Source organism: Thalassospira sp. CA1, assembly GCF_059052855.1.
Genome location: NZ_JBZCIA010000008.1, coordinates 117,462 through 129,967, shown reverse-complemented (window position 1 = coordinate 129,967; position 12,506 = coordinate 117,462). Strand labels below are relative to the sequence as shown.

Below are 12,506 nucleotides of genomic sequence, written 5' to 3'. Positions count from 1 at the left end.
CAGGTTTTGCTTTTTTCCGAAGTCTTTACGGTTGGTTACGCGTTGTGGTTGCTGGTTTTGGCCTCTGCCGGTGCGAGTGCGTCGGTCACCTTGCCAAGTGCGTCGAGCAGGACACGCTTTTCAAGACTGTTCAGCCCTGAAAGGGCCTGTTCATTCACAGCATTGACGATGGTCTGGATTTGCGGGGCCTTGGCCTTTGCCGACGGGCTCAGGTGGATGTGTGTGATGCGGCGGTCTTCATTGTCTTTTTCACGTTCAATCAACCCATCGCGTTCCATGCGATTAAGGGTGGCGGCCATGGTTGGCTGTTCGATTCCGACCTCTGCCGCAAGCTGCTTTTGCGTGCGTGTGGCGCCATCGGCCAGCGCAAAGAAAACCGGCAGATAGCCACTGCTTAGTCCCAGCGGTTTGAGTTTTTGATCAATCGCGCGTGCAAACAGGCGGGCCGCCCAGTTTGTCATATATCCGGCCGATTGGGTGCGTTTCAGGGGCATGAGAACTCCGGTTTCGGTCAATATACATAGCTTGCTATATAAAACATAGCATGCTATATAATGCATAGTATGCTATTTAATTACGTGTGGCGCCACATCGCAATCCTTGTCTCAGGAGAAATGACGATGTCCACGATTTCAAAACCGATTTTGCGTATTATCCACCGCGTTGCCGGTGGGGCGGCGTTTTGCTTGATCGCCAGCTTCTGGCTGGCGACCATCATGGTCGAGCTTTTCGGGACAACCGATCAGATCGTGATGGTCAAAACTGCAATTGTCTGGAGCCTGTTGGCCCTTGTGCTGTGTCTTGCAACCACCGGGGGATCAGGCTTTGCGTTGGCGCGGGGGCAAATCGCCGGGCTGGTTGCCGTGAAATTGCGGCGCATGAAGTTGGTCGCGGCAAACGGACTGCTTGTTCTTGTACCCTGCGCGATTGGGTTGGCCATACTGGCCCGAAACGGGCAGATGGATGATCTGTTTATCACCCTTCAGGTGCTGGAACTGTTCGCGGGCCTGATCAACCTTGTTCTGATTGGCCTGAACATCCGCGATGGTCTGCGCATGCGTCGCCCAGTGAGAACGAGCGTGGCAGTGTGACGCGCAATGCGTCACACTTCATCCGCAGACCCTTCGCAGAATCTAAATGCAACATGCTTTAGCCAAATATCCAGTGCCACAGGAACGGAATGGTCAATGCCGTTGCAAGGGTATTCAGCCCCATGGCAAGGCCGGAAAAGGCCCCGGCGGTTTCATTGACCTGAAACGCCCGCGCCGTACCGATGCCGTGTGATGCAACCCCCATGGCAAAACCGCGTGCGCGCCAGTCCTTAAGACGGGCCATATTCATCACCATCGGGCCAAGTGTGGCGCCAACAATGCCGGTGGCAATCACGCAAACCGCGGTCAGGGCCGGAACGCCGCCGATATTTTCCGCAATGCCCATGGCGACCGGTGTGGTCACGGATTTCGGGGCCAAGGATGCCAGTGTTTCCGGGCTTGCGCCCAATGCCCAGGCCAGAATGACCGTGCTGGCACTGGCAACCAGTGATCCGAACAGAACCCCGAACGCGATGACCGGAAGGGCACGTTTCAGCGTTTCGGTCTGACGAAACAGCGGGACGGCAAGGGCCACCGTGGCCGGACCCAACAGGAAGTGAACGAACTGCGCGCCTTCGAAATAGGTGGCATAGGGGGTGCCGGTGACTTTGAGCAACAGCGCAATCAGTGCAATGGCGATGACGACCGGATTACAGATCGGGTTGCGGTCGCTTTTCTGATACAGCCAGAAGCCGATGGCATAGGCGACAAGCGTGATGGTCAGCCCGGTCAGCGGTTTGGCCGACAGGTAAACCCAGAGCTGGGTGATATCGGTCTCGTTCATTGCCCGTCCTCCAGACTTTCGCCCGGTTTGGCTTTGGGCAGCAGTTTGGACATCAAAAGGGCGGTCAGCACCATGGCCAGCAGGGTGGAGATGATCAGGGCGGCGGCAATCGGCAACCAGTCACCCTTAAGACGATCAATCTGCGTGACAACGCCCACCCCGGCCGGAACAAACAGCAAGGAGAAATGGATCAGCAGATTATCGGCCGCGTCTGTGAGTACCTTGGGCGGGTTGCGTTTGATCAGAAGACCGACAAACAGCAGCACCAGACCGATGACCGGACCGGGAACCGGCAGATCAAACAGTTCCGAGACCACTTCGCCAAACAGCTGGCAGACAAGGATCAGGGCAAAAGCAGCAATCATCAAAAACCTCCCCACAGGCACATGCATGTTTTTCTGCGTAAGACATAATAGGCTTCGGGAAGTTCGACTTTTATTAATTTGGGTCAGGACCTCCTAATTTGATTGGAATGGCAGAGTTTATATTTGTGAAATCCAAGGAAAGGCCCGCCGAGCGGGTTGGTATCCCGCGCAAGGGGTTTGACGCTGGAGATCGCAAATATAAACTCTGTCCTTCGGATCGCTGAGATTTGCACGGCCTACTTTGTCGCAAAACCTTGAAAGATAAGTATCTTCCTGCGGTTTCGCTTCGCGTATCCGCACAAATCTCAGCGACCATTCGAACCAAATTAGTAGGTCCTGACCCAGAAAACGCCCGTGCCGGGTGGGCACAGGCGTTTGAGATTGTTTGCTTTTTAGCACGGCAAGGATGCCCGCCTTCGCGGGCATGACGATAAACCAAATCCCATCGTTCCCGCGTAGGCGGGAACCTGTTGCCGGTAGCGTTACAGAATTTCCAGCGCGTTTTCCGGCGGACGGCCGAGAACGGCCTTGTCACCATTGACCACGATCGGGCGTTCAAGGGCGCGCGGGTGGGCGCAAAGGGCTTCGATCAGCTCGTCCCCACGCAGATCGGCAATGCCTTCTTCTTTGGCCTCTTTTTTGCGCAGGATGTCTTCGGGTTTCATGCCCAGCATATCGAGCAGACCCGAGAGTTCCTGTGGGGTTGGCGGGGTGTCGAGATAGGCGATCACGTCGGGCGTGATGCCCTGTTCTTCGATCAGGGCCAGAGTCTGACGCGATTTCGAGCAGCGCGGATTGTGGTAGATGCGGACCATCATGGTTGGGTCTCCGTATCAAAATGGATTTGTTCATTGATAGCGGTCTTTGCGGATGCAATCAAATCCCGTCGATCATCGAGAGCAGGTCTTCGAGCTCTTCGATCTCGCTATTGATGATGCGGGTGGCGGTGTCATAGCCAAAGCCCTGACGGGCAAGGGCGGCCATATCCTTTTCGCGTTTTTCGTCGCGGATGTCGGGTCGACGCCACGGGCCAAGGCGACGGCGACGGGCATAGACGGCGGCGGCGGCAATGTTTGGGTCCGTGCCACGCACTTCTTCATAGGCGGCGTCATCGGCCTCGGCGCGAAGTTCGGTCAGTGCGGCATCGACCTGATCACTGGCAATGCCGCGCGATGACAAATCGGCGGCAATGACGCGAAGTGCCTTGCCGCGCCTGAGAAGGGATCTTGCCCGGCCCTTGGCATAGGCATCGTCATTAATGAAACCGGCCTTTTCGCACGCCGACAAAACAGAATTCATCCACTCAACGGCTTCGTCCGGGTCGGTGCCATGTTCGGCGACCGAGAGGCGGATTTTACCGCGCATCAGTGTTTCAAGCCGGGCGCGCGAGGCGGCAAAGCGTTCGAGATACCAGGTGGCATAATTCATCAGATAGTCGCGGGTGACCTTGCGCGGGCGTTTGGGTTCGTGCGAGCGGGTTTTCGACTTTTTGCCGGACTGGTTGGAAAAACGCGCATTTCCGGCGGGCTTTTTTTCGCGCGCAGAGTCGCTGGTTTCCGGGCTTTGGCGATGTTTGTCGTGCATGACTGACACTATGAATGAATTCACACCCTTGCAAGTATGCCCCCACTCTCCCTATTTTACGCGCAATTGTCTGCATTTTTCCGAAGGAAATTCCATGAACGAGTCAGAGCAACGTGCTCTTGCCCCGCGTTATATGGGGGCTGTGAACTGGCTTGGACTTTGGACCCTTTATGCCAAAGAAGTCCGTCGGTTCCTGAATGTGCATTTGCAAACCATCGGTGCGCCGGTTGTCACCAGCCTGCTGTTTCTTGCTGTTTTCCTGCTGGCCCTTGGTCGTGCGGTTGAAATGGTCAATGGCATTCCGTTTGCCACCTTCCTGGCCCCTGGTCTGATCATGATGACCATGGTGCAAAACGCCTTTGCCAACTCCTCAAGCTCGATCACGATTGCCAAGGTACAGGGCAATATCGTCGATGTTTTGATGCCGCCGCTGTCGGCAGGCGAAATGGTTGCCGGTTTTGCCTTTGGCGCGGTAACGCGCGGTATGATCGTTGGTCTGGTTACCGCGATCTTCATGTCGTTCTTTGTCGATGTCGCGATCCACAATATCTGGGCGATCCTGTATTTCGGGATTTCGGCATCCCTGATGCTGTCGCTTCTGGGGATTGCGGGTGGTGTCTGGGCCGAGAAGTTTGACCATATCGCAGTCGTGACCAACTTTGTCGTGACCCCGTTATCGTTCCTGTCGGGCACGTTTTACAGTGCGGAAAGCCTGCCGGAAGCCGGTCAGGTTCTGGTGCATTTCAACCCGTTCTTCTACATGATTGACGGGTTCCGTTATGGCTTTACCGGGATTTCGGATGGCACGATCATGACCGGTGTGGTGGTTCTTGCCCTGGTCAATGCGGCCCTTTGGCTGCTGTGCTATCGCATGATCAAAACCGGCTACAAGCTTAAGGCCTAAGCGCCGATCCGATTGCCAAATCACAAAGGACGGTATTCTGATGCGGATGCCGTCCTTTTTCATTTTGATGACCATTTTTAAATCAGTGTCGTACGTGCTTTTGCGGCGTTGACAGGGTCGGTGAATCTCTTGATACTCCTCGGCTTCCCAGCAGTCCGCTGGAGCTTGACCAATCGGTCAGGAATGTGAATTTTACCCGAATTGAGGAATAAGAAAGTGATTACTCCCGTCATGCCGACCTACGCGCGGGCCAATCTGGCCTTTGAGAAAGGTGAAGGACCTTATCTCTATGCGCAGGACGGCCGACGATTCCTTGATTTCGGGTCGGGGATCGCGGTCAATACGCTCGGTCATTCGCACCCGCATCTGGTGGCGAAACTGACCGAACAGGTTGGCAAGCTTTGGCATACCTCGAACCTGTATCAGATGCCGGGTCAGGAAAAGCTGGCCAAGCGGCTGATTGAGAACAGCTTTGCCGATACGGTGTTTTTCTGTAACTCCGGTGCCGAGGCGAATGAAGCTGGCATCAAGATGCTGCGTCGCTATCAGTATGTGTCGGGCCATCCTGAAAAGAACCGCATTCTGGTTGCGACCAATGCGTTTCATGGAAGGACCCTTGGCACCCTGACAGCCGGCTATAGCGAGAAATACCGCGAAGGTTTCGGTCCGATGCCTGATGGCTTTGACCGGGTGGCGTTTGGCAACCTGAACGAACTGCGCAACGCGATTACGCCCAATACAGGCGGTATCATCCTTGAGCCGATCCAGGGCGAAGGCGGCATTTGCCGTGCGCCGGAAGGCTATCTTGAGGGTGTGCGCAAGGCGGCCGATGAATTCGGCATGCTGGTGATGTTTGACGAGGTTCAGACCGGCATTGGCCGAACCGGCAAACTGTTTGCCTATCAATGGTCGGACATGGAGCCGGATATCATTTCCTCGGCCAAGGGGCTTGGCGGTGGCTTCCCGATCGGGGCGTTGCTTGCCAATGAAAAGGCAGCCGCTGCTTTTACGCCCGGCATGCATGGCACGACCTTTGGTGGTAACCAGCTTGCAACGGCGGCTGCCAATGCGGTGCTGGATGAGGTCCTGAAACCCGGTTTCATGGATCATGTTCTGGAAATGAGCCGCCTGATTGTTGATGGCCTTGAGGTGATTGCACGCAAGCATCCGGGCTTTATCGAAGAAGTGCGTGGCATGGGCCTGCTGTTGGGGATGAAAACCAAACCGGCCAATGTTGATGTTGTTGCCAAACTGCGCGAGTTCAATCTTTTGACCGTGCCGGCAGGCGACAATGTGGTGCGTATCATTCCGCCGCTTAACATCACCAAAACCCATGTTGACGAAGCGCTGGTTGCCATTGACGCAGCCGCTGCCGCCCTTGGTAAATAATGCGCAAATAAGGGCGCGGAAGGAAATTTGACTATGACTGATATTCGCCATTTTCTCGATCTCGACAAAATGTCGGCAAGCGAGCTTAAGGATATTCTGGCCCTTGGCGACTCCGAGAAGGCTGGGAAGGCCCCGTTCGGGGTAAAACCGCTTGCGGGCAAGACCTTGGCCTTGATTTTTGAAAAGCCGTCGACCCGTACGCGCGTGTCGTTTGAAGTTGGCATGCGCCAGCTTGGCGGCGACGTGGTGACCCTTGATGCCGATAGCAGCCAGCTTGGCCGTGGGGAAACCATTGCCGATACCGCGCGCGTTCTGTCGCGCTTTGTCGATGCGATCATGATCCGAACGACCGATGAATCCAAACTGCATGAGCTGGCGCAATATGCCACCGTGCCGGTGATCAATGGCCTGACCGATCAAAGCCACCCGTGCCAGATCATGGCCGATCTGATGACCGTCAAGGAACACAAGGGCAAGCTTGAAGGCCTCAAGTTTGCCTGGGTTGGCGATGGCAATAACGTTTCGGCATCGTTCATTCATGCATCGCCGAAATTCGGCTTTGCGTTGGATATGGCGTGCCCGGCGGGCTATCGCCCCAATCAGGGTCTGATTGAAACCGCCAATGCCGAAGGCGGCAAAGTGCGCCTGACCGATATGGACAGTGCGCTGGCCGGTGCCGATGTGGTGGTCACCGATTGCTGGGTCTCGATGGGCGATGAAGATTACGACGCCCGGATGGAAGCCCTTTCGCCCTATCAGATCAATGAAACCACCATGGCACAGGCCAAGGATGATGCGATCTTCTTGCATTGTCTGCCAGCCCATCGGAACGAAGAAGTCACCGACGCGGTGATTGACGGGCCACAGTCGGTTGTGTTTGACGAGGCGGAAAACCGCCTGCATGCGCAAAAGGGTGTTTTGCTTTATTGCCTGAATGGTTTGCCGTCGTAAGGCTTGCCATCCGGGTTATGGCCCCTAAATAAGCCATATCGAATTTGAAGGGCGGCATTGGCCGCCCTTTGCTATGCTGTCAGGTGTTTGCCTTATGCACCTCGACAATGCGGGGGTGCAGTTGTTATACGCCCCGCAACACGTAAAAACGCGGAAGCTGAAAATGCAGATTGCTGTCGATTTTTGCCAGCCCTTTACGCTGGATCATTCCAACATCCGTGGCCGCTTCACGCGCCTGGGCCCGACGGTGCAGACCATCATCGGGCAGCACACCTATCCTGCGCTTGCCAACCATCTGCTGTCCGAGATCATCGGCCTTGCCGTGCTGTTGTCGTCCTCGCTGAAATATGAAGGCCTGTTTACCCTTCAGACCAGCTCTGACGGGCCGATCAGCATGCTGGTGGTCGATGTCGATAGCGATGGCAATGTGCGCGCCTGCCTTCGGGTCGATGAAGAACGCCTCAAAGCCATGATCGCAGCCGAAGAAGGCGGCGAGGATGCCCTGCGCGGTCAGGTTCTTAAACTGATGGGACGTGGGCATATTGCCTTTACGGTCGATCAGGGCGACGAGCATGAGCGCTATCAGGGGATTGTATCGCTTGAGGGCGAGACGCTGGCGCAATGTGCAGAAGCCTATTTCCGCCAGTCCGAACAGCTTGAAACATCGTTCAAGCTTGAAGTGCATCGCGGCGAGACCGCAGATGACTGGTGGGTCGGTGGGCTGTTCCTGCAAAAAATGCCGGTCAGCGCATCGGGCGATGCGAGCACCCCGGAAGAGGCCGAAAAGGTATCTGAAGACTGGAACAGATCGACCATCCTGATGGCGAGTGCGACCGAGAACGAGCTGGTTGATATCTCGCTTTCGGCCCATGACCTTATCTGGCGCCTGTTCCATGACGAGGAACCGCGTGTGTTTGAACAGACCCAGCTTCAGTTCAAATGCCGTTGTTCGCGCGAGAAGATCGAAGGTGCGCTTGTGACCTATCCGCTTGAGGAGCTGCTCTCGATGCGCGAAGCCGATACCGGCGAGGTTGGTGTATCCTGCCAGTTCTGCAACACGCGTTATGGCTTTAACGAAGCCGAGCTGCGCCAGCTCAAGGCGGATGATCCCGAAGCGGCATCGCCGAAAATCTAGTAGCGGCTTCAGGGGCTTCGGGGCTTAATTGTTCGTCACAGCCTTGCCTTAATCATCAAGCAACGTCACCCTAGGGTCGAGACGCGTTCACATCGCTGACCCGGCAACTGATATGAGAGAAAAAACTAGGAAAAGCCCGCAGAGCGGGGTGATCCCCGGTCAAGGGCTTTGACACAGAGGCTTTCTCTCAGATCAGTTGCCCTTCGGGTCACCCGGATTTGCACGGGCTATTTTGTCGCAAAATCTTGAAAGATATGGATCTTCCTGCGATTTTGCTCCGCATATCCGCACAAATCCGGGTGACCGGGCAGTGAAGTGAACGCGTCTCGACCCTAAGAATTTGTACGCCATGGTGGCGTTGTTTTTTTATCTGTGTGATTGATCAAAGGAGATCGAAGACATGACGGTTATGTCCATCAAGGGCCTGCGCGCCGTTGTTGCCGGGGCGGCACTTGCGCTGATGGCGGCTTGCACAAGCGGCCCGGTTGCGACCTATCCCGATGTGACATGGCGCCATCTTGATCCGATTGTCTTTGCGGCTGGTCCGATTGAAAAGGTTGCGGCCTGGTCGGACAATGAGGACGGATCGATCCAGTCGTCCCTGCCGTTCAATCTGGGCCGTATGGCGATGAACTGGCCCGATGACCGCATCCAGACGGCCGGCACCAATGACATGCTGCGTTATAGCGTGACCGAGGCCTCGGTGACCTCGAACACGCTTAAAACCACCAAGGGCATCAAGGGTGTCTTTACCGACGATCAGTCCGACAAGATCGATCTTAAGGTCGCGGCCAAGCTTGAGCTGCTCGACCCCAATGGCATGCAGAAGGGTGAGGTAACGGCAATGGCGGAACGGTCACGCACGCTTTCGGAATCGATGTCGGTCGCCGAACGCGAACAGGCGGTCTATGACGCCACCACGGCCCTTTTGATGGATCTTGATCGCGAAATGGAACGCCAGATCAACAACAATCTGGGCCGTTTCCTGCTGCGGTGATCGACGTCCCGTTTGGGATTTAAACAAAACCCAAAGGCCGCGGTGATCTGTCATCGCGGCCTTTTTTGTTGCGCGTACCTGCGACACGCGGGACAAACATCAGGTTACGATTGCCTATTGCCAGATTGTGCCAAGCCTTATGTTTGAAATCCCGTTGCCCTTTGTTGTTGCCTTGTTGCTGGCGATTTTGCTGGTGCGCCTGACCCTGCGCGGGCCAGCCGGGCAGGTCGGGCGGAGCATGCGGATCTTCGTTGCCGCCAGTCTTGCACTGGTAATCATGGTCGGGCTGCGCTGGCAATTTGATCTGCTGGTTTTCCGTTTCTTGCGCCCGTTGTTTGCCGCGATGTTGCCGCCCATCGCCTGGATGTGCTTCGCCGCACTCGGTTCTGAGGATCGGTCGCAAACCAGATCGCGGTGGCTGCATGTTATCCCGGTTTTGGCGATTTTCATCGCCAGTCTGACCTGGCGGAAATGGCATATCCAGGTTGATTTCCTGATTGCGGTACAATTTACCGGATATGGTATGGCGCTGATGATTTTGGCCAGCCGCGGCGAAGACCGTTTTGCCCAGGCACGGCTGGGCGATGTCGGATCGGTTCGGGGCATTGTTGCCGTGGTTGGCGGGGCGCTGATTTTCTCAGGGCTTGTTGACGGGTTGATCGCCCTTGATTTCAGCATCACCCAGGGCACAAACGTCGCAACAATCGTCGGCTCTGCGCAGCTGGTTGTTCTGGTGGTGTTGGCGTTGCTGATGGTCCGGTTGGAGCGACTTAGTCCGCAGACCACGAAGCTGACTGATAGCGTGACCGAACCCGTACTTGCGCAGCACAAAGACGACCCGCAAGACAACAACGATATCGCCGCGGATGATGCCATCCTTGCCGCAATCGATGAGGTCATGCACGCGCAACACCTGTATCGCGATCCTGATCTGACACTTGATCGGTTGGCGCGTCGTGTGGTGATCCCGGCACGGCAGATTTCCGGGGCGATTAACCGCCGGTTCGGGCGCAATGTGTCACAGGTCGTCAATGAGTACCGCGTGGCAGAGGCACAGATGCTGCTGCGAACGACCGAAAAGCCGGTGACCGAAATCATGTTTGACTGCGGGTTTCAGACCAAATCGAACTTTAACCGCGAATTTGGCCGGGTGACCGGGATGGGTCCGCGGGCTTATCGCGACGCGGACCCAAATCCTGATCAATTACCCGCCGATCAACCGTTCGGTCCAATCAGGAAGCTGTTTTCAGAGAGCGCAGAAAGTCGAGAATAAGGGCGATGGTCTGTCGATGCAGGTCTGATCGATCCGTTGCGTCATCGCCATCCAGACAGATAATGCCATCACCCGGGACGTCCTGTTCAAGCAGCATCGCGGCATTTGGTTTGCATTCTGGCAGGAAGCTGAAATGCGCCGCACCGGGCAGATCATGGTAACGGGTTAAATCGGCCGGCAAATGTTCGATCAGGTAACCTGATTCAAGGCCCTTGGGGATTTTGGGGTTGGGCGCACCGGCGGCAATGACCAGAACCGGGATGTCGATGGCCGCCAGACTTTCCGGGGTAAAACCACGGGCAAGACCAAGATCAAGCGAGATGGCGCCACGGATCCGTTGGTCTTTAAGGTCGGCGGCCAGCTTTTCGCGATCTTCCATTGTGCGGCCAACCTCAAGTTCCGCGAGGCCATCACAGGCGGCGAATTCAGGATGCGCTTGGCATTCCATATCCATCCGATCCATGTCCATTCGCGCCCCGGCGAGCTCCAGCACCGTCCATCCGCCCAGTGAATGACCAATTACCGTGATGTTGGTCGGATCGATGGAGGGTTTCCATGTGGGATTATCGATCAGCGATGTGATCACGTGGCTGATATCGCGTGGACGGAGCCACAAAGCCGATCCGACTTCGGCGGTGACATCGCGGCTGGTGGTGCCGGGGTGATTGATCGCGGCGACCACATAACCCGCCCGGGCGAGTGCCGTGGCAAGCCATCCCTGATTGCGCCAGTTGCCACCAAACCCGTGAGACATCACGACCAGGGGATGGCGTCCGCCCTGAATTTCGGCATCAGGCTGCACCATCTGACCGAAAAAGACCGGATTTTCGCCAACAGGTACGGCTGGGTTTGTGTCGCTGGTCGGATACCAGATTGCACCAACCAATGCGCGGTTCCCATCGCTTGCGGCGATGGTGGTTTCCATGAAACCAACGGCATAGGGCGCGCCGTGAGATGGGGTGGACATGACAAAAGCCGCCAAGATGGCCAGCGTGGTGAGGGTAAAACGCAACATGCTTGATCCTTCGAACCAAATGAAAGGGTGCGAAGAGTTTTACCGGTCGGGGGGCTGTTGGCGTCCTTGATCGCGATCAAGGACCTTTCAGGCACAAAAAAAAGCCCCGGTCTGTTGGCCGGGGCTTGGTCTTTGATCGCGGATCAATATGGTGCTAGCGGAACATCATCACCGGCACATGGCAGGAGCGGACCATTTCGGTGGTGGTGCTGCCAATGATCAGGTTGCGGATACGCGAATGGCCATAGGCGCCCATGACCAGAAGATCGATATTTTCCGCTTCGATCTTGTCCTTGATCACGTCTTCGGGTTCGCCCGAAGCAAAGCCTGCATCAACCTCGTAGCCCGCCTTGCGCAGGATGGTTGCCGCGTCATCAAGCTTTTCCTGCAAGGTGTCATTGGGTTTGCCAACCGAAAGCAATGTGCAGGGCAGACCGGTAAACAGTTTGCCCGATGCAATGTGGCGCACGGCCTTCATTGCACTTTCACCGCCGTCAAAGGCAATCAGGAATTTGTTGATCGGCTTGAACGCACGTGACGCGACAAGCACCGGTTTCTTGGCGGCGCGCACAACCCGTTCAAGGTTGGAGCCCAGATGCAGCTTGGCAAAATCGGCGGCCTCACCGCGTTTGCCGACCAGGATCAGATCGGCATCACCTTCGAACTCGGCAATGGTTTCGATCAGATCGCCATGGCGCAGCTTGGTGGTCACGGTGGCGACACCCTTTTCCTCAAGCCCGGTTTTGGCTTCTTCAAGCAGCAAGCGACCGCGCTTGAGTTCGAGCTTGTTTTTCTGCTCGTCCAGATCGGCCAGCTCCTTGAGCAGCGCCGAACGGGCACCGAGTTTGAGGCTGCCACTAAGATCAGCCGGTTCGGAATCGGTGTTGCGCCGGCCCAGCACGTGCATCAGTTCGACCGATGCGTCGGTGCGTTCTGCCACCCAGCGGGTCAGGTCGCATACACTTTGCGAATAGCCTGATCCATCGATCAGTGCGATCAGATGTGTCATGGATCGTCT

Annotated in this window: 14 protein-coding genes; 7 read left to right on the top strand and 7 right to left on the bottom strand. The window is 56.2% G+C overall.

The features are described from left to right. Positions 1-35: 35 nt before the first annotated feature. The gene (locus AC5Q5A_RS14435; protein WP_493895704.1) at positions 36-494 is read right to left on the bottom strand and encodes a MarR family winged helix-turn-helix transcriptional regulator; all 459 of its coding nucleotides are present in this window, start codon (positions 492-494) and stop codon (positions 36-38) included. A 126-nt stretch (positions 495-620) separates the two neighbouring features. Here AC5Q5A_RS14435 and AC5Q5A_RS14430 point away from each other — a divergent pair, with 126 nt between their 5' ends. After that, positions 621-1,091 carry a hypothetical protein gene (locus AC5Q5A_RS14430; RefSeq protein ID WP_493895703.1) on the top strand — a complete coding sequence of 157 codons (471 nt, stop codon included), beginning with the start codon at positions 621-623 and terminating at the stop codon, positions 1,089-1,091. Between the two features lie 58 nt (positions 1,092-1,149). On the opposite strand, the gene AC5Q5A_RS14425 is transcribed toward AC5Q5A_RS14430, so the two are convergent. The 4 genes from AC5Q5A_RS14425 to AC5Q5A_RS14410 form a co-directional block, all read right to left on the bottom strand. Then, entirely contained in the window at positions 1,150-1,875 is a 726-nt protein-coding gene (locus tag AC5Q5A_RS14425) for an LrgB family protein (RefSeq protein WP_063085879.1), read from the bottom strand. Beyond that, complete coding sequence (locus tag AC5Q5A_RS14420; protein ID WP_063085876.1) at positions 1,872-2,240, bottom strand: CidA/LrgA family protein; 369 nt, start codon at positions 2,238-2,240, stop codon at positions 1,872-1,874. The genes AC5Q5A_RS14425 and AC5Q5A_RS14420 overlap by 4 nt, the downstream gene beginning before the upstream one ends. A 482-nt stretch (positions 2,241-2,722) precedes the next feature. Next, positions 2,723-3,058, bottom strand: a complete 336-nt coding sequence (gene arsC / locus AC5Q5A_RS14415; RefSeq protein ID WP_417835312.1) for an arsenate reductase (glutaredoxin) — start codon at positions 3,056-3,058, stop codon at positions 2,723-2,725. 58 nt (positions 3,059-3,116) lie between these two features. After that, positions 3,117-3,824: a regulatory protein RecX gene (locus tag AC5Q5A_RS14410; RefSeq protein ID WP_493895702.1), complete on the bottom strand. Its 708-nt coding sequence runs from the start codon at positions 3,822-3,824 to the stop codon at positions 3,117-3,119. 94 nt (positions 3,825-3,918) lie between these two features. Between AC5Q5A_RS14410 and AC5Q5A_RS14405 the strand changes: the two genes are divergently transcribed. The 6 genes from AC5Q5A_RS14405 (at position 3,919) to AC5Q5A_RS14380 (ending at position 10,473) form a co-directional block, all read left to right on the top strand. After that, the gene (locus AC5Q5A_RS14405; protein WP_008889022.1) at positions 3,919-4,728 is read left to right on the top strand and encodes an ABC transporter permease; all 810 of its coding nucleotides are present in this window, start codon (positions 3,919-3,921) and stop codon (positions 4,726-4,728) included. 231 nt (positions 4,729-4,959) lie between these two features. Next, positions 4,960-6,117, top strand: a complete 1,158-nt coding sequence (locus tag AC5Q5A_RS14400) for an aspartate aminotransferase family protein (protein WP_008889024.1) — start codon at positions 4,960-4,962, stop codon at positions 6,115-6,117. Positions 6,118-6,150: 33 nt separating this feature from the next. Further along, a complete protein-coding gene (gene argF, locus AC5Q5A_RS14395) occupies positions 6,151-7,068 on the top strand; it encodes an ornithine carbamoyltransferase (RefSeq protein ID WP_008889025.1) in 918 nt (305 codons plus the stop codon). Between the two features lie 163 nt (positions 7,069-7,231). Then, positions 7,232-8,203, top strand: coding sequence for an Hsp33 family molecular chaperone HslO (hslO, locus tag AC5Q5A_RS14390; protein WP_475351871.1), 972 nt, complete (start codon positions 7,232-7,234; stop codon positions 8,201-8,203). A gap of 400 nt (positions 8,204-8,603) precedes the next feature. Further along, positions 8,604-9,200, top strand: coding sequence for a hypothetical protein (locus AC5Q5A_RS14385; RefSeq protein ID WP_338176802.1), 597 nt, complete (start codon positions 8,604-8,606; stop codon positions 9,198-9,200). 139 nt (positions 9,201-9,339) lie between these two features. Then, positions 9,340-10,473, top strand: a complete 1,134-nt coding sequence (locus AC5Q5A_RS14380) for a helix-turn-helix domain-containing protein (RefSeq protein WP_493895701.1) — start codon at positions 9,340-9,342, stop codon at positions 10,471-10,473. Here the strand turns inward: AC5Q5A_RS14380 and AC5Q5A_RS14375 are convergent. Further along, positions 10,433-11,440: an alpha/beta hydrolase family protein gene (locus AC5Q5A_RS14375; RefSeq protein WP_493895700.1), complete on the bottom strand. Its 1,008-nt coding sequence runs from the start codon at positions 11,438-11,440 to the stop codon at positions 10,433-10,435. The genes AC5Q5A_RS14380 and AC5Q5A_RS14375 overlap by 41 nt on opposite strands. A gap of 202 nt (positions 11,441-11,642) precedes the next feature. Beyond that, positions 11,643-12,497, bottom strand: coding sequence for a universal stress protein (locus AC5Q5A_RS14370; RefSeq protein ID WP_493895699.1), 855 nt, complete (start codon positions 12,495-12,497; stop codon positions 11,643-11,645). Positions 12,498-12,506: the final 9 nt, after the last annotated feature.

Coding starts and splice junctions, on each gene's coding strand:
- hslO (WP_475351871.1), top strand. CDS start 7,232: ATGCAGATTGCTGTCGATTTTTGCCAGCCCTTTACGCTGGATCATTCC.
- AC5Q5A_RS14370 (WP_493895699.1), bottom strand. CDS start 12,497: ATGACACATCTGATCGCACTGATCGATGGATCAGGCTATTCGCAAAGT.
- AC5Q5A_RS14420 (WP_063085876.1), bottom strand. CDS start 2,240: ATGATTGCTGCTTTTGCCCTGATCCTTGTCTGCCAGCTGTTTGGCGAA.
- argF (WP_008889025.1), top strand. CDS start 6,151: ATGACTGATATTCGCCATTTTCTCGATCTCGACAAAATGTCGGCAAGC.
- AC5Q5A_RS14400 (WP_008889024.1), top strand. CDS start 4,960: ATGCCGACCTACGCGCGGGCCAATCTGGCCTTTGAGAAAGGTGAAGGA.
- AC5Q5A_RS14425 (WP_063085879.1), bottom strand. CDS start 1,875: ATGAACGAGACCGATATCACCCAGCTCTGGGTTTACCTGTCGGCCAAA.
- AC5Q5A_RS14435 (WP_493895704.1), bottom strand. CDS start 494: ATGCCCCTGAAACGCACCCAATCGGCCGGATATATGACAAACTGGGCG.
- AC5Q5A_RS14385 (WP_338176802.1), top strand. CDS start 8,604: ATGACGGTTATGTCCATCAAGGGCCTGCGCGCCGTTGTTGCCGGGGCG.
- AC5Q5A_RS14405 (WP_008889022.1), top strand. CDS start 3,919: ATGAACGAGTCAGAGCAACGTGCTCTTGCCCCGCGTTATATGGGGGCT.
- arsC (WP_417835312.1), bottom strand. CDS start 3,058: ATGATGGTCCGCATCTACCACAATCCGCGCTGCTCGAAATCGCGTCAG.
- AC5Q5A_RS14410 (WP_493895702.1), bottom strand. CDS start 3,824: ATGCACGACAAACATCGCCAAAGCCCGGAAACCAGCGACTCTGCGCGC.
- AC5Q5A_RS14375 (WP_493895700.1), bottom strand. CDS start 11,440: ATGTCCACCCCATCTCACGGCGCGCCCTATGCCGTTGGTTTCATGGAA.
- AC5Q5A_RS14430 (WP_493895703.1), top strand. CDS start 621: ATGTCCACGATTTCAAAACCGATTTTGCGTATTATCCACCGCGTTGCC.
- AC5Q5A_RS14380 (WP_493895701.1), top strand. CDS start 9,340: ATGTTTGAAATCCCGTTGCCCTTTGTTGTTGCCTTGTTGCTGGCGATT.